Genomic DNA, 14798 nt, shown 5'->3' with positions numbered 1-14798 from the left:
GGCCTCCCGCGGCGACACCGGAACCCAATCCGGGCGCGTGCGGGATAATGGATTGGTTGAGAGCTGGCTCCTAGGAAGGGGAACGAGCATGGCGGCGATGAAGCCGCGGACGGGTGACGGCCCGCTTGAGGTGACCAAAGAGGGACGGGGCATCGTGATGCGGGTTCCGCTGGAAGGCGGCGGCCGGCTCGTGGTTGAGCTGTCGGCAGAGGAGGCCGCGGCGCTCGGCGAGGCGATCAAGGGGGTCGTCGGTTAGCCCGGCGCCGCCATTCGTGCCACCCCGTTCGTCCCACCAGTGACGTCTGGCCCCCGAACGGCCGGGGTCCGGCGTCCCCTACCACGTGTTCCTTCTCACTCCGCCACCCGGCCGGACCGAGCCCCACTCGGTCAGAGCCTTCCGTGTCGGGTCCGGTGCCGACGCCGGTTTCCCGGGTTTCCCCGCCGGGCCGCGACGCGGCATCGTGCGGGGTTCTCGGTTTCCTACGGGCGTTTCACCGCGCACAGCAACCCGTCGCCGGTGGGCAGCAGCGCCGGCAGCAGGCGGGTGTCCTCGGCGACCTGGCGGTGCAGGTACCGCAGCGCGGAGGTGCGCGCGTCCCGGATCGACGGGTCGACCACGCGGTCCTGGCCGAGCGCCCCGTCGAAGGCCACGAGTCCGCCGGGCCGCAGCAGGCGCAGGGCCTCTTCGTAGCCGGCCAGGTGGTCGGTCCCGGGCCCGCCGCAGAACACCATGTCGTAGCCGCCGTCGGCGAGCCGCGGCAGCACCGAGCCGGACGCGCCGCCGATCACCCGGGTGCGGCTGGCCGCGAAGCCGGCGTCGGCGAAGGCCCGGCGGGCCGCCTGCGAACCCTGAGTGTCCTCGTCCACGGTGGTCAGCACCCCGTCCGGGCGCATCCCGCGCAGCAGGTATATCCCCGACACGCCGGCGCCGGTGCCGACGTCGACCACCGACCGGGCGGCGAGCGTGGCGGCCAGCAGCCGCAGGGCCGCGCCGGTGCCGGGCTCGACCGGGACGATGCCCAGCCGCCGCGCCTCGCGGCGCGCGGAGACCAGGACGTCGTCCTCGGCGACGTACCCCTCCGCATACGCCAGGCTGGCGTGCCGGTGACTGGGGATGACGGCCTCCGAGGGTCGCGGGTCCCGGCGCCGGGGTCGGCCGGGATCTGGTCGGTTGGTTGCTACTGGGCATCAAGAGCGTAGCCACCCGGCCGCGCGCATACCACGTCGGACTGTCCGGCGGACAGTCCGCGGGACGCCGGCGGCGGGCGCGCCGCAGCGGGCGGCCGGTTCCGGGGCCGGCGGGATCGGGTTGTCTGATCGCTCTAAGCGGACACCGAGGGGGAACCCGTACCCCGGGAACTTCATGTCGGTGACCGGCCGTTCTGTCCTCGACAGTGGCTCACGGTCTGGAGAGCCGGGAGATCTTAGACCGATCTCAGGTTCCTTTCAGCCTTTAGCAGCGAGGCAGGCGTCTATGGTGATGAGTGCGGTACTGGAAATAGGAGGTGGGGACGTCGTGGCTGACGCCAACAGCGCCCGCAATCCTGGAGCCGTCCCGGTCAACACCATTGGACCGCGGATCGATCTCGGGGAACTTCGTCGTCGGCGTGCGGCCCGCAAGGCCGCCCTGGAAAAGAACCGCCGGGGCGAGGCGATCCCCGATACCACGACGCCCGCCGAGGCCGTCGCGAGCGTGGGGGAGACGCAGCCCCTGGACGCCGCGGCCGTCGGCTGGGAGCCGCCCAGCTGGGACGAGATCGTCCGGACCCATTCGCAGCGGGTCTACCGGCTGGCGTACCGCCTGACCGGCAACCAGCACGACGCCGAGGACCTCACGCAGGAGGTCTTCATCCGGGTCTTCCGCTCGCTGTCCAGCTACCAGCCGGGCACCTTCGAGGGCTGGCTGCACCGGATCACCACCAACCTGTTCCTGGACATGGTGCGCCGCCGGGCCCGCATCCGCTTCGACTCCCTGGGCGAGGACGCCGACGACCGGCTGCCCGGCCGCGAGCCGTCACCGGAGCGGATCTTCGTCGACTCGCACATGGACGCCGACATCGAGGCCGCGCTGGCCGCGCTGGCGCCGGAGTTCCGGGCCGCCGTGGTGCTGTGCGACATCGAGGGCCTGTCCTACGAGGAGATCGCGGCCACCCTGGACGTGAAGCTCGGCACCGTGCGCTCGCGCATCCACCGCGGCCGCTCCCAGCTGCGCGCCGCCCTGGAACACCGGGCCCCCGGCGGCGCCGCGGCGTCCGGCGGGAAGGAGGGCCGCCGGTGACCAGGCACCTCGGAGACCGCCTGACCGCGCTGATCGACGGCGAACTGGACCACGGCACCCGCGACCGCATGCTCGGACACCTCGCGCAGTGCGACGAGTGCCGGGCCGAGGCCGACGTCGAACGGCAGGTGAAGTCGCGGCTCGGCGCGATGGCGGCGCCCCAGGTGCCGGTGGAGCTGATGCTCGGGCTGTTGAGCCTGGACACCACCCGCGGCACCGGGGCCGGCGCGGCCTCCGGGCAGCTGCCCGGAGGCGGCGGCGGTTCGCCCACCGGCGCGCCCGGCAACGCCCCGACCCCGTTCTCGTTCCAGACCGTGCCGATCCGCCCGCCGGCGGCTCCGGCGGCCGGCCGCCCCACGGCCGGCCGCTCCCCGGTGCGCCCGCAGCGCCTGCGGGCCGCGGCGATCGGCGCGGTGTCGCTGGCGGCGCTGGGGACCGGGGTGTGGCTGGTCGGCGACTTCAGCGCCAGCGCCAGCCCCTCGCACCCGCCGGCCCAGCCGGCGCCGGCTCAGGTCGTGACCTACGGACCGGGACACTAGCCGGACATCTCAGGTCGCGGCCCCACCGTGATCGAGCGCTAGCTCTTGACGTCAAGGCTCGGCATTGCCGAGCCTTGACGCGTAAGGATCGACGAATATCCACCCGCCGGGGGTCCAGCATCCACCCGGCCGGGAGTTACGCTAGCGCTAGCACCGGAAAAGCCACCGGCCGCGCCCGCCAGAGCAGGAGCCCCCCACCGTGCCGTTTCTCGACATCAGCCCGCTGGAGCTGATCGCGCTGCTGGCCCTGGCCGTCATGCTGTTCGGCCCGGACAAGCTGCCCAGCGCGGTGCAGGGCCTGGCACGCACGCTGCGGCAGTTCCGGGAGTTCACCCGCAACGCCCAGAACGACCTGAAGAAGGAACTGGGTCCGGAGTTCCAGGATCTGGAGCTGACCGACCTGCACCCGAAGAACTTCGTGCGCAAGCACGTGCTCGGACCCGAAGACGGCGACTTCCGCGAGATCAGGGACATCACCGACTCGCTCAACAGCGAGATACGCGGTGCGGCCGAGGGAGCCCGACGGCCCCTCGCCGCGGACGACGCGACCCCGGACGATGCCCTCTACCGGGCCCCCGCCCCGCGCCTGGCCGCGGGCGAGCGCCCGCCGTTTGACGCGGATGCGACGTGAGGTTCCATGAGCAGCACCATCTCAACTGAAGACTTCCCCAACCCCGTCGGCCCGGCCTCGCAGCCGGGCCCTGTGCCGCCGGTCGCGGACGACGACCATGTCCCCGGCCCGCCGGTGGCCTCGATCTCCGCTGCCGCGCTGGCGGCCTCAGAACCCGACGCCTGGCCCGGCCAGCGCACCGCGGTCCCGTGGTACGGCCTGGACGAGGCCTGGTCGGGCGAGCGCTGGCTGGGCTCGATCATGCTCGGTCCCGACGGCGTCGCCGAATACGGCACCCTGGGCCACGGCGACCACCCGGCCCGCCGCCCCGACGACCTGTCCCCCCGCCGCTTCTGCGGCGTGGTCACGATGGCCCGCCTGGACCGCCGCCCCGGAGGCGGCGCGACCATCCTGGAGCCGACCACCCTGTCCACCCTCGCGGCCGTCGCGGGCCTCGGCCTGCTGTCGGACGCCTGGCCCTGGGCCGTGGACAAAGCACTCCGCGGCGACTGGCTGCACCAGCAGACAGAGCTCGCCTACGAAGTCGCCGAGAACCTGGACGACGCCCCCTGGCGAGCGGTCCAACTCCCGGTCGACGGCAAGCCCACCCGCTTCCGCTACCGCGAGAGCGAGTACGGCTGGGTCCTGGCGGCGGAGCTGCGCGAATGCTGGCTCGGCGCCTACGGCCGCGGCGTGACGGCCTACGGCCTGGGCTTCGAGCAGGTCACCCTGGACGCCTGGGAGGCGTACGAGGCGCTGCCGCGCTGACCGGGCCGAGCTCGGCGGCCCGGTCCAGCCCAGCCAAGCCGAGACCGGCCCAGCCCTCGCACCGCCCGCACCGTCGTTCCCGCCTCCCGACCCCGCACGCCATCGCGTCCCCGCCCAGCCGAGGACGACCACCAAGGGGCAGCCGTGACGATCCTCCCCATGCTCCTGGCCGCCACCGGCATCGGCATCGGCCACGCGATCCTCCCCGACCACTGGATGCCCCTGGCCCTCCTGGCCCGCACCAGGAACTACCCGCCCCGCCGCACAGCCCGCCTGGCCCTGGCCGCAGCGGTGACGCACGTGGTGGTGTCGGTTCTGCTCGGCACCGCCCTGGCCGCGGTGGGCCTCCGCTTCCGCGAGACAGTGGCACGCCACGCCGACCTCGCGGTCGGCGGAGTGCTGGTGGCGACGGCCGTGGCGCTGGCGGTGTTGGAGGTCGCGGGGCGCGGGCATCAGCATGCGCACTCCTGCGCCGACGAGCACGAGCACGAACTCGCCGACCTGCCCGCCGCCGCGACACCGCACCTGCCAGCTCAAGCCACTCGCCGGTCGGGCCGCAGCGCCGCAGTGCTCGAACGACCGATCGCCACACCCGAACTCGAACCGCACCGCGGCTCGCCGCCACTGCCATCTCCGGCAGCGCACGCCGCGACCCACGCACCCCGCCGCAGTCTGCTGCTGGGCCGCGCACCGCGCTCTGAGAATCATGCGCCTCGCCGCAGTCTGCTGCCGGGCCGCGCACCGCGTTCCGAGGATCATGCGCCTCGCCGCAGTCTGCTGCCGGGCCGCGCACCGCGTTCCGAGGATCATGCGCCTCGCCGCAGTCTGCTGCCGGGCCGCGCACCGCGCTCTGAGGATCATGCGCCTCGCCGCAGTCTGCTGCCGGGCCGCGCACCGCGCTCTGAGAATCATGCGCCCCGCCGCGAGCTGCCGTTATCACCCGACCCGGCAAACTTCGCAACCCACCCCAGCCGCCGCCGCACCCTGCCGACCCTGCCCCACACCTCACCCGGCTCCGCCCCCGAGCCGCCCCACCACCGCAGCCTGCTGACCGCCCTGGCCCCCTTCGGCGCCGCCGCCAGCCCCGACCTCACCATCCTCCCGCTCTTCCTCACCGCCGGCGCGCTCGGCATCGGACCCGCGCTCGGCGTCCTCGCCGCCTTCGCCCTCGCCACCGTCGCCGTCATGGTCGGCCTCACCCTCGCCGCCGCCACCGGCGCCCGCCGGCTGACCGCGCCCTGGATCGAGGAGCGTGCCACCCTCCTCACCGTCGCCACACTCCTGGTCATCGGCGTCCTCGTCGTCGGCGGCGTGCTCTAGACCATCGGCAAGGGCCCCGCTCCACCCGGAGCGGGGCCCTCGCCACTTCCTCGGCCGAGCTCAGCTCGCCAGCGTGTGAGCCTGCGCCAGCAGGCAGTCCGCCTGCGCCGTCAGCACCCACGCCTCGGCGCCGCCGACGTGCCCGTGGTGGAACGCCGCGCGGTCCAGCGCGTCCGCGATCCGCTGCGCCAGCGCGTCGCGCTCCGTGCCCAGCTTCGTCAGCGCCGCCTCGGTGGCCTTGAACTTCGCGTCGTTCGGCGTGGTCGACTCGATGCCGGCGGTCGCCGCCTTCAGCGTGTCCGAGCCGAAGGTCCCGACGCTCGCGTCCAGCTGCTTGTACGCCGCCTCCAGATCCGTGACCTGGTCGCCGTGCAGGCCGCCGGGCAGCGCGTCGGCGCGGATGAACTGCACCAGCGGGACACCGTCGTGCACGTAGTCGTCCCGCAGCCCCAGTGCCGTCAGCATCGTCGGGCGCAGGTCCGTGTGGTCGGACCACACCGCGTTCGTCACGCCCAGCTTCCGGAACGTCGGCCCGACGAAGCCGGCCCAGGTCGTGTTGATGTCCGGCGAGAAGTCGCCGTGGTTCCACGCGTAGGCGTTCTCCTCCTGCACGCATGGCGACGAGCAGTTCGGCGCGCCGGAGTACACGTAGTAGTCCGGGTCGGCGAACTCCGTGACGGTGGGCGTGCGCAGCGGGTCGGAGGTGACCATGTGCAGCAGCTTCATCTCGGTCTGGTCGGCCAGGTAGTTCGCCATGAGCTGCGGTTTGCCGGTCAGCGGGTTGTCCGCGGTCAGCCCGGCGAGGTCGTGCTCGAAGCTGCGGGTCTGCGGGGCGTCCGCCGCCGGGTTCCCGTTCACCCAGAAGTTCGGCGCGGAGTCGGCGTGGATGCCGTACGCGGTCTTGTCCCCGGTCTGCGTCGCCAGCAGCCCCTTGACGTTCGCGTTCAGCTCACCGGTCTGCGTGTACGTGCACGGCACGGTCACGCCGTCGCAGTTCGCCGGGCTCGGCTTGCCGCCGACGAAGTGGTCGTTCTCGTCCGAGGTGACCACGAACATCGTGTTCGAGGCGTTGATGTGGTCCTTGGCGAGCCGCTGGAAGAACTGGCCGAACGCGGTGTCGTACGCCTTCAGCTGCGCCACGTACCCGGCCTCGCCGGGCCCGTACGCGTCGCCGCCGACCGCGTGGTTGTCGTGCGCGTCGGAGATGTAGGCGTACGTGACCGGGACCCCGGCCTCCTGCATCTGCGCGACGTAGCCCAGCGAGTTCGCCGCCGACATGCTGTCGAAGCCGGGGAACCCGGGACGGCCCAGGCTGTCGGCGATCGTGGTGCCGCCGGAGACGTCCTTGACCGGGCCCTTCGGGTCGATCGCCGGGTCGGTGTACTTCGCCCCGAACAGGCCGTCGTAGCCGGTGTAGCCGCCGGGCTCGTCGGGCAGCAGGTCCGGCTTGGCGTTCTGGCCGGCCGCGGCGCACACCTTGGAGCTCTTCGCGCAGTGCACGCCGATGCCCACGAAGTCGGTCTGCGCCAGGTTCTGGTTGGTCGGGTCCGCGGCCTCGGCGGCCTCCGGGGAGTTGGCGCCGAACACCTTCGGCACGTCCGGCCCGGTGTTCTCCAGCACCGTGTTCGCCGTGCCGACCGACCCGAAGTCGCAGCCGGCGCGGGTGTAGGCCACCCACGGCGCCGGGGCGATCTTGCCGTTCTGGTCGACCATGGTCGGCGTGGTGTCGGTCGGGTTGCTGGTGTTGAAGTCGTCCACACCGTCGGTCCAGTACGCGAACGTCCCGGCGGCCTGCGACACCCCGGCCGGGTTGTAGTACCGGTAGGAGTTCGCGATCGGCTGGCCGTGCTTGTCCCCGTAGACGCCGGTCAGCGACGTGAGGATGTCGTTGCCGGTGTGCGCGATCAGCGGGGTGTGGTGGTTGTCGTCCAGGGTGCCCTGCGACTCCAGGAAGTTCAGCAGGTGCGGCATCTGCTCCAGGTCGCTGGGGACGTTCGGGTTGTCCCGGGTGAAGTGCACGTTGTCGAACTGCAGGTAGATCACGTGCTTCACCGCCGAGCCGCCGGCGCCGAGCTGGCAGCCGCCGGCTCCCGCCCCGCCCCCGCCGATGGTGTGTGCCTGGGCCGTGCCGGTCATCGCCGCCGTGCTGCCGGCGGTCGCCGCGACCACGGCCAGCGCGGCCGCGGCCGCGTAGCTGCGCTTTGTGCGCATCTGTGTTCCCCTCCGTCGTGATGTGCCTGAGTCGGACCACGAACACGTCGGAGAGTAATGACAGGGTTCAGAGACGGACAGGTGTCCACTCACTGCGGCCAGACGAATTCCCTGGCAACTGTGGACGAGAGCGCGGCGTCAGTTGCGGACCAGCGGCGTGGGCGCGACGGTCGCCGCCTCGGCTCCGGCGACCAGGCACCCGCAGTCCGGATGGGACGGCCGGTCGTACCGGGTCTGCGCGCCGAACGGCGGCACCACTTCCAGCGTGGCGTTCACCGTCGGCGGCGGGTCGCCCTCGACGAAGGCCAGGACGTGCAGCGCGGCCTGGACCGCCACCAGCGTGGCCAGCATGACGTCGCACGCGCGGTCCTCCACCGCCGGCACCGCGTCCACGCCGCCGAACGGCACCATCGCCCGCGGCCATCCGGGATCGCGCGCCGTCCGGTACAGGTCGCGGCAGCGCAGGCACGAGGTGCGCCCCGGCTGCACGAACGGCCCGAGCACTCCGGTGGTCTCGTGCACCTCGACCGACAGGTGCGGGACGCCGTCGGCCTGGAGCGAGGCGGCCAGCGCGGGGTAGCCGTCGGCGATCGGGGCCAGGATCGCGACGTCGGGGTGCTGGCGGTTGGTCGGCAGCGTGGTGCGGGTCGCGGGTGCCGTGCCGCGGATCAGGGCTCGGACCAGGTCCTGGCGACGCGGTGGGGGAGCGGCGAGCGGGGATTCGGCGGATTCACCGGATTCGGCAGGTTCGGCGGATTCGGCGGCGAGATCAGAGTTGATGTCAGCCTCTGCTGCGGCAGCTGTCCTGTCGGCCGCCTGCTTGTCAGCTGCCTGCGCCGGACGTCCCCGCCGCGGCCCCGGAACGTCCCGCTCGTCCCGATGGCTCAGCCCGCGCGGATTGCCGAACCCGGCCGGCGCCGCGTCCGCGGGTCGCGCCCTTCCGCCGTCGATCGGCACCACGCATCCCACTCCGGCCGCGGCCAGCATGTGCGCGACCGACGCGCCGACGCGTCCGCATCCGTAGACGGCGATCACCGCCGTGCGCCGCCGGGTCATCGCGCGCACCGCGCCGCCCGGAACCAGGTAGCCCAGCGCCAGCGCCGCCATGTCCGGGGCCAGCCGGTCGGTCTCGGCGACGTCCAGGGCGCGCAGCGCGGGGCCCGGATCGTAGCCGGCGTCGTCCAGGAATCCGGCCCGGGCCAGCACGTCGAGCAGGGTCGTGGCCTGCGCCCCGGGCAGCCCGATCTCCTCGGCCAGGGCCAGCAGGCCGGCGATGTCCCGGCGGCCGTCCAGCGCGCCCACGAACGCGGTCGCGGCCGGGCCCAGTCCGTTCAGCAGCAACGACCGCCCCGGCGTCACCCCCACCTGCAGCGCGCCGCCGGGCCGCCACAGTCTGCGCAGCCCCGCCTTCAGCACCGGACGCACGCCCCGACCTCCCACCGTGCCAGCCCAAGCATTCCGTTGCCGTACTCACCCGCTGCCTTCCAGCCTGCGGCACCCGCCCCGGTCCCCGCACCTGTCAGCTCTCTAATTCACCCGTACGGCGGCCGGTGGACCGGCCGCCGCCTGCGTGCGCCGAACCTCAGGCCTTGCCCAGGATCCGGTTGAGCTTGGTCCCGCAGGTCGGGCAGATGCCCTGCGCCATCCGCCGGCCCGAGTCGCTGACCTTCACCTCGCCGGTGAAGTTCTTCTTCTCCTTGCACTTCACGCAGTAGGCGTCCCCGGTGTACGACTCCGCCATGGTTTGTCACTACCTTCCGTATCTGAGGCCATACGTACCTTTCACCCCGAACGCGGAACACCATACGGCAGCGCGGGGCCCAAACCGCACCGCTACGCTGACGCCATGCCTGAGTCGCGCGAATATCCCCTCCTGGCCGTTAACCGCACGTCGGATGGTGTGCTGACCGTGATGTTGGACGACCCGGACCGGCGCAACGCGATGACCGCGCCGATGACCGAGTCGTGGAAGCGGCTTATGCAGGAAATCGCGCAGGACGAGGAAGTGCGCTGTGTGGTCGTCACCGGCGCCGGCTCCGCCTTCTGCGCCGGCGGCGATCTCGGGTGGATCGGCGCGGAGCCGGGCGCGCCTGTGGAAAAACTCCGCGACAAGATGCTGCCGTTCTACCGGATCTGGCTGAGCCTGCGGGACCTGCCGGTGCCGACCATCGCGGCGGTGAACGGGCCCGCGGTGGGCGCCGGCGCGTGCCTGGCCCTGGCCTGCGACCTGCGCTACGCGGTGGACACGGCGAAGTTCGCGGTGCCGTTCACCAAGCTCGGCATGCACCCCGGGATGGCCGCGACGTGGCTGCTGCCGGAGGTTGTGGGGATGGCCAACGCGCGGGAACTGCTTTACACAAACCGCGCTGTGAGCGGCGCCGAAGCGGTCGCGCTCGGCGTCTACAACAGGGTGTTCCCCGCCGGGGACTTCCCTGGGGAGATCGAACGAATCGCCGCCGACGTGGCGGCCGGCGCCCCGGTCGCGGTGAAGCTCACCAAGCAGGCGCTGATCGGCGCCGGTCACGAGTCCTTCGAGGCGGCGCTGCGCTGGGAGGCTCTGGCGCAGCCGATCACGATGGCCACCGAGGACCTCCAGGAAGGTCTCGCGGCCCAGCGGGAGCGGCGCGCGCCACGCTTCACCGGCCGGTGATCACCCTTTGTGTTAGGAAACCCACAGGATCGAACTCCCTGTGGATAACTCTGTGGATAACCTGTGCATGGCATGTGGACAATCCGATTTCCGCCGTTCCCGACGCCCCGTAGTGTCATTTCGGTAACGCCATGAGGGGGTGCCACGCGCTAGGGTCCCTTGCCGTGGGACTCGACGAAGCCCCCCACCAGGGCGCCCAGATCGAGGTGCGGCGCAGCAACCGGCGGCGGCGCACCGTCTCTGCGTACCGGGACGGCGACAAGACCGTAGTGCTGATCCCTGCGCAGATGACGCGCGCGGAGGAGAAGCAGTGGGTCGACAAGATGCTCGCCCGCCTCGCCGACCAGGAGCGCAAGCGCCGGCCGGACGACGAGGAGCTGTCCCGCCGCGCCCGTGACCTGTCCATGCGCTACTTCGACGGCCGCGCCGTGCCCTCCAGCGTGCGCTGGGTCGCGAACCAGCAGACCCGCTGGGGCTCGTGCACGCCTGTGGACGGGACCATCCGGATCTCCGACCGGGTGCGCGGCATGCCGGAGTACGTGCTGGACTACGTCCTGCTGCACGAGCTCGCGCACCTGCTGGTGCCCAGCCACGGGCCGCGGTTCTGGGAGCTGATGAGCGTGTATCCGAAGACGGAGCGGGCTCGCGGGTTTCTGGAGGGGTTCGCGAGCGCGGGCGGCGGGGCGGCTGGGGACGACGCGGACTGAGGCGCGGCCGGGAGCCGCCCGTTCGCCTGTTCGACGCAACTTCACGGCGATTTCGTTGACGCCGACGGAGCGCACGATGCCATCCTGGGCTGGTCGGCGTCGCGCGCTCCATCTATCAGGGTGGGCTGCCCCCTTGGGTGGGCGGGGCCTGCCCTCTTCTGTTACGCAGCGCTACTGCTTGGGCTTGTCCTCGCCGTCGGTGTCCGGGCCCTTGTCGTCGCCCTTCGTCTCGCCCTTCGACTCGCCCTTGGCCTCATTCCCGGTGCCGCCTCCCAGCAGCTCGTCCAGCCCGGAGAAGTCGAACTCCAGCCCGTCCTCGGAGTCCCGGCCGTGCACGAACCCGTCCGGGTCGTCCAGGTCGGCCGAGGTCGGCAGCAGGTCCGGGTGTGACCAGACCGCGTCGCGTCCCTCCAGCCCGCGCGCGTCGGTCAGGGACGCCCACAGACGCGACGCGTCGCGCAGCCGCCGCGGCCGCAGCTCCAGGCCCACCAGGGCCGAGAACGTCTGCTCCGCCGGGCCGCCGGCCGCGCGGCGGCGGCGCAGGGTCTCGCGCAGGGCGTCCGCCGCCGACAGCTGCGGGGCCGCGGCGGCGTGCACCACCGCGTCCACCCAGCCCTCGGCCAGGGCGAGCAGGGTCTCCAGGCGAGCCAGGGCGGCCTTCTGGGCCGGGGAGTCGACCGGGGTGAACAGGCCGCCGCCGCCCAGCATGTTCTCCAGCTGGGAGGGGTCCAGGTTCGACAGGTCCATCTGCTCGGCCTGCTGCGCCAGTTCGCTGAACTTGGAGGCGTCGACGGTGATGCCGCGGGCGTACTCCTCGACCGCGCCGAGCAGGCGGGGCTTGAGCCACGGCACGTGCGAGAACAGGCGCTGGTAGGCGGCCTCGCGCAGCGCCAGGTAGAGGCGGACCTGCTCGATGTCGATCTCCAGGCCTTCGGCGAAGGCGTCCACGTTCGCCGGGAGCAGGACCGCCTTGCCCTCCGGGCCCAGCGGCAGGCCGATGTCGCTGCCGGACACCACCTCGCCGGCCAGCGAGGCCAGGGCCTGGCCGACCTGGGAGCCGAACATCGCGGTGCCCATCTGCTTGAGCATGCCGCCGAGCGGGTTCGCGCCGCCGGGCTGGCCGGCCTCGGAGCCGGCGCCCGGGGCCGCGCCGCCGCCGAACAGGTTGCCCAGCATGTCGCCCATCCCCGGCGGCAGGCCCGCCGCCTCCGGGTTCTCCGGCATGCCGAGTTCGCCGACCGCGCCGCCGACGGCCTCGCCCATCGCCGCGGTGATCCGCTCGGCGACCGGCTCGACCAGCTGCTTCCAGACCGGGAGGGTCTCCTCGATCCACTGCGCGCGCGACCACACGCGGGTGCCCGCGGTGCCGGCCGGGAGCGAGGTGACCTGGTCCAGCCAGTGCTCGGCGAGCTGGACGGCGCCGTCGTAGGTGCGCTGCTCGCCGTCGGTGGGCGAGGGGTCCGGGCCGGCGGAGGCCACGGCGTTGCGCGCCATGGTCTTGGCCAGGTCCCAGTTCACGGCGCCGTCGCCGCCGCCGGTCATCAGGGCCTGGATCTGGCTGAACACCATCTGCAGCATCTGCGGGTCCGGCATGCCCGGGATGTTCGAGCCCGGGGACTGCGCCCCGGTTCCGCCGAACATCTGCTGGAACATGGCCCCCAACGGATCAACGGGGCCGTCCGGGCGCTTACCCTGGTTCTGCGACTCGTCGTCGTCCGAGGGGTTGTGGTCTTCGGGGTTCTTGTTCACGGCGGGCGACCTCACGGACGACGGGGGAGAAGGATCGGTTTAACAGCGCGGAGACTGACTTCCTCTATACATCTAACGTAACCACAGGAGAGCCTCAGTGAGTTCCTCGCCGGACCGCAAGCGCCCCGGCCGCACCAGCAAGCCCACCATCGCCGTCACCGGCGCGGCCGCCCGGCTGGGTGAAGCGCTGACCGGCAAGCTCGCTTTCGGCGGCGAAGTGCGCCGGGTGGTGGGGCTGGACGCCGAGCGCGGGGCCGCCCCGGCGACCTGGCGCCTGGGCGAGGTCACCGACCCCCACCTGGCCGAACGTCTGTCCGGGGTGGACACGCTGGTGCACCTGGCGGTGGACTCCGACCTGAACTCCGAGCCGCGCGAGCGGACCGCGCGCAATGTCCGCGCCGCGCAGACCGCGATCACCGCGGCCGCCGCCGCCGGCGTCCACCATGTGGTCCTGCTGTCCACGGCCATGGTCTACGGCGCGCTGCCGGACAACCCGCTCCCGCTGGAGGACGACGCCCCGCTGCGCGCCACCCCGGACGGCACCCTGGTCGGCGACCTGCTGGAGATCGAGCGGCTGGCGGCGATCGCCCCGCGCGCGCACCCCGGCCTCACAGTCACCGTGCTCCGCCCGGCGGCCATAGTCGGTCCGGGCGTGGACACCTATCTGACCCGGCACTTCGAGGCGCCGCGCCTGCTGGTGGTCCGCGGGACCAAGCCGGTCTGGCAATTCTGCCACATCGACGACCTGCTCTCGGCCCTGGAGTACGCGGCGTTGGGAAAGGTGAACGGGGTCGTCCCGGTCGCCTCCGACGGCTGGCTCACGCAGGAGGAGATCGAGGAGATCTCCGGGATGCGCCGGATGGAGCTCCCCGAAGGCCTCGCGGTCGGCGCCGCCGAGCGGCTGCACCGCCTCCACCTCACCCCGGCTCCCGCGAGCGACCTGCAGTACGTGATGCATCCTTGGGCAGTCTCGAACAAGAAGCTCCGTGAAGCCGGGTGGGAACCTGTCTTTACGAACGAGGAAGCGTTCGGCCAGCTTCTCGAGGACATCGACGGACACCACGCCGCGCTGGCCCGGCGCCTGGGCAAGAAGGACGCCGCGGCCGGTCTCGGCGCGGCCGGCGCCACCGTGGCGCTGGTCGGCACCGCGGCGCTGGTGCGGCGGGCACGGCGCAAGCGCCGTGGGGGAGGATCAGTGACGTGATCGACAACGCGATCGAGGAGATCGAGGAGAAGAAGTCGGCCGTGGCGGCGGAGCGCAGCGCCATCCACACCGCCATCCACACCGACGTCCGCGAGGAGCCGCTGTCCGTCGACGAGGTCGTCGCCGCGGTCTCGCACCAGACCGCCGGCGGCATCGCGCTGTTCCTCGGGGTCGTCCGCGACCACGATCACGGCCGGTCCGTCACCTCTCTGGACTACAGCGCGCATCCTTCCGCCGCGGACCTGCTGAGGAAAGTCGCGGAGGACGTCGCCGCAGACCACCCGGACGTGGTCGCGCTCTCCGCGATCCACCGAGTGGGCGCACTGGCCGTCGGCGACCTCGCGGTCGTGGTCGGGGCCTCCGCGCCGCACCGGGCCGAGGCCTTCGCGGCCTGCCGCGCCTTCATCGACACGCTCAAGGAGCAGGTGCCGATCTGGAAGCGCGAGGAGTTCGCCGACGGCGACCATGAGTGGGTCGGCTGCTAGGTTCACTGCGGGTGACGTATCCGTACGTTACAGTCACGGTGTGCTGTCGATCCTGGCTTGGTGGGCGATCCCGGTCGGCGCCGTGGTCCTGGCGGCGGCCGTGTCCGCCCTTGCCCGCCGCGTGCGGCGGCCCAGTGACGACGACACGATCCACGCCTACCGGCGATTCCGCGAGGCCATCTCCAACGAGGACCCGATCGCGGTGGCCGAGGCCGCGCCTCCCGTGTAGGCCGTGCGGACGGTGCCACCGCGCAGGCCGTGACCCCGGTCTCAGCGC

The 14798-nt window shown here is 72.4% G+C and carries 16 protein-coding genes; 11 read left to right on the top strand and 5 right to left on the bottom strand.

Annotated features, from left to right (window positions below):
* The first annotated feature begins 88 nt into the window (after positions 1-88).
* A complete protein-coding gene (locus tag ABH920_RS05230; RefSeq protein ID WP_015796491.1) occupies positions 89-256 on the top strand; it encodes a DUF3117 domain-containing protein in 168 nt (55 codons plus the stop codon).
* A gap of 224 nt (positions 257-480) precedes the next feature.
* Here ABH920_RS05230 and ABH920_RS05225 read toward each other — a convergent pair whose 3' ends face one another.
* Positions 481-1116, bottom strand: a complete 636-nt coding sequence (locus ABH920_RS05225) for an O-methyltransferase (RefSeq protein ID WP_370347996.1) — start codon at positions 1114-1116, stop codon at positions 481-483.
* A gap of 358 nt (positions 1117-1474) precedes the next feature.
* On the opposite strand from ABH920_RS05225, the gene sigE reads away from it, so the two are divergent.
* From sigE to ABH920_RS05200, 5 genes are all read left to right on the top strand, one after another.
* Entirely contained in the window at positions 1475-2278 is an 804-nt protein-coding gene (gene sigE / locus ABH920_RS05220; protein WP_370347350.1) for an RNA polymerase sigma factor SigE, read from the top strand.
* Positions 2275-2817, top strand: a complete 543-nt coding sequence (locus tag ABH920_RS05215; RefSeq protein WP_370347348.1) for an anti-sigma factor — start codon at positions 2275-2277, stop codon at positions 2815-2817. The genes sigE and ABH920_RS05215 overlap by 4 nt, the downstream gene beginning before the upstream one ends.
* 199 nt (positions 2818-3016) lie before the next feature.
* Complete coding sequence (locus ABH920_RS05210; protein WP_194916008.1) at positions 3017-3448, top strand: sec-independent translocase; 432 nt, start codon at positions 3017-3019, stop codon at positions 3446-3448.
* A gap of 6 nt (positions 3449-3454) precedes the next feature.
* A complete protein-coding gene (locus ABH920_RS05205) occupies positions 3455-4195 on the top strand; it encodes a hypothetical protein (protein WP_370347346.1) in 741 nt (246 codons plus the stop codon).
* 159 nt (positions 4196-4354) lie between these two features.
* Positions 4355-5515 carry a hypothetical protein gene (locus tag ABH920_RS05200; protein WP_370347344.1) on the top strand — a complete coding sequence of 387 codons (1161 nt, stop codon included), beginning with the start codon at positions 4355-4357 and terminating at the stop codon, positions 5513-5515.
* Between the two features lie 60 nt (positions 5516-5575).
* Here ABH920_RS05200 and ABH920_RS05195 read toward each other — a convergent pair whose 3' ends face one another.
* The 3 genes from ABH920_RS05195 to ABH920_RS05185 all read right to left on the bottom strand — a co-directional run bounded on the left by ABH920_RS05195 (position 5576) and on the right by ABH920_RS05185 (position 9467).
* A complete protein-coding gene (locus ABH920_RS05195) occupies positions 5576-7726 on the bottom strand; it encodes a hypothetical protein (RefSeq protein WP_370347341.1) in 2151 nt (716 codons plus the stop codon).
* Between the two features lie 138 nt (positions 7727-7864).
* Complete coding sequence (locus ABH920_RS05190; protein ID WP_370347339.1) at positions 7865-9151, bottom strand: hypothetical protein; 1287 nt, start codon at positions 9149-9151, stop codon at positions 7865-7867.
* 157 nt (positions 9152-9308) lie between these two features.
* Complete coding sequence (locus ABH920_RS05185; RefSeq protein WP_015796484.1) at positions 9309-9467, bottom strand: DUF5679 domain-containing protein; 159 nt, start codon at positions 9465-9467, stop codon at positions 9309-9311.
* A gap of 105 nt (positions 9468-9572) precedes the next feature.
* Here ABH920_RS05185 and ABH920_RS05180 point away from each other — a divergent pair, with 105 nt between their 5' ends.
* Both ABH920_RS05180 and ABH920_RS05175 read left to right on the top strand, forming a co-directional pair.
* Entirely contained in the window at positions 9573-10376 is an 804-nt protein-coding gene (locus ABH920_RS05180; RefSeq protein WP_370347336.1) for an enoyl-CoA hydratase/isomerase family protein, read from the top strand.
* A 164-nt stretch (positions 10377-10540) separates the two neighbouring features.
* Positions 10541-11083 carry a M48 family metallopeptidase gene (locus ABH920_RS05175; RefSeq protein ID WP_370347334.1) on the top strand — a complete coding sequence of 181 codons (543 nt, stop codon included), beginning with the start codon at positions 10541-10543 and terminating at the stop codon, positions 11081-11083.
* A 171-nt stretch (positions 11084-11254) separates the two neighbouring features.
* On the opposite strand, the gene ABH920_RS05170 is transcribed toward ABH920_RS05175, so the two are convergent.
* Positions 11255-12832 carry a zinc-dependent metalloprotease gene (locus tag ABH920_RS05170; protein ID WP_370347332.1) on the bottom strand — a complete coding sequence of 526 codons (1578 nt, stop codon included), beginning with the start codon at positions 12830-12832 and terminating at the stop codon, positions 11255-11257.
* Between the two features lie 97 nt (positions 12833-12929).
* On the opposite strand from ABH920_RS05170, the gene ABH920_RS05165 reads away from it, so the two are divergent.
* The 3 genes from ABH920_RS05165 to ABH920_RS05155 are packed head-to-tail and all read left to right on the top strand — an operon-like array spanning position 12930 to position 14750.
* Positions 12930-14036 (top strand): NAD-dependent epimerase/dehydratase family protein, encoded by a 1107-nt coding sequence (locus ABH920_RS05165; RefSeq protein WP_370347330.1) that lies wholly within the window; start codon positions 12930-12932, stop codon positions 14034-14036.
* Positions 14037-14077: 41 nt separating this feature from the next.
* On the top strand, positions 14078-14521 hold the full coding sequence (locus tag ABH920_RS05160; protein WP_370347994.1) for a molybdenum cofactor biosynthesis protein MoaE: 444 nt from the start codon (positions 14078-14080) through the stop codon (positions 14519-14521).
* A gap of 40 nt (positions 14522-14561) precedes the next feature.
* Positions 14562-14750 (top strand): hypothetical protein, encoded by a 189-nt coding sequence (locus tag ABH920_RS05155; RefSeq protein ID WP_194910167.1) that lies wholly within the window; start codon positions 14562-14564, stop codon positions 14748-14750.
* Positions 14751-14798 lie beyond the last annotated feature (48 nt).

It is taken from the genome of Catenulispora sp. EB89 (assembly GCF_041261445.1).
Classification (GTDB): domain Bacteria; phylum Actinomycetota; class Actinomycetes; order Streptomycetales; family Catenulisporaceae; genus Catenulispora.
Note: the sequence above shows the minus strand (reverse complement) of the source record. Positions and strands in the feature narration are given on the sequence as shown.

Coding starts and splice junctions, on each gene's coding strand:
- ABH920_RS05200 (WP_370347344.1), top strand. CDS start 4,355: ATGCTCCTGGCCGCCACCGGCATCGGCATCGGCCACGCGATCCTCCCC.
- ABH920_RS05230 (WP_015796491.1), top strand. CDS start 89: ATGGCGGCGATGAAGCCGCGGACGGGTGACGGCCCGCTTGAGGTGACC.
- ABH920_RS05205 (WP_370347346.1), top strand. CDS start 3,455: ATGAGCAGCACCATCTCAACTGAAGACTTCCCCAACCCCGTCGGCCCG.
- ABH920_RS05185 (WP_015796484.1), bottom strand. CDS start 9,467: ATGGCGGAGTCGTACACCGGGGACGCCTACTGCGTGAAGTGCAAGGAG.
- ABH920_RS05180 (WP_370347336.1), top strand. CDS start 9,573: ATGCCTGAGTCGCGCGAATATCCCCTCCTGGCCGTTAACCGCACGTCG.
- ABH920_RS05195 (WP_370347341.1), bottom strand. CDS start 7,726: ATGCGCACAAAGCGCAGCTACGCGGCCGCGGCCGCGCTGGCCGTGGTC.
- sigE (WP_370347350.1), top strand. CDS start 1,475: ATGGTGATGAGTGCGGTACTGGAAATAGGAGGTGGGGACGTCGTGGCT.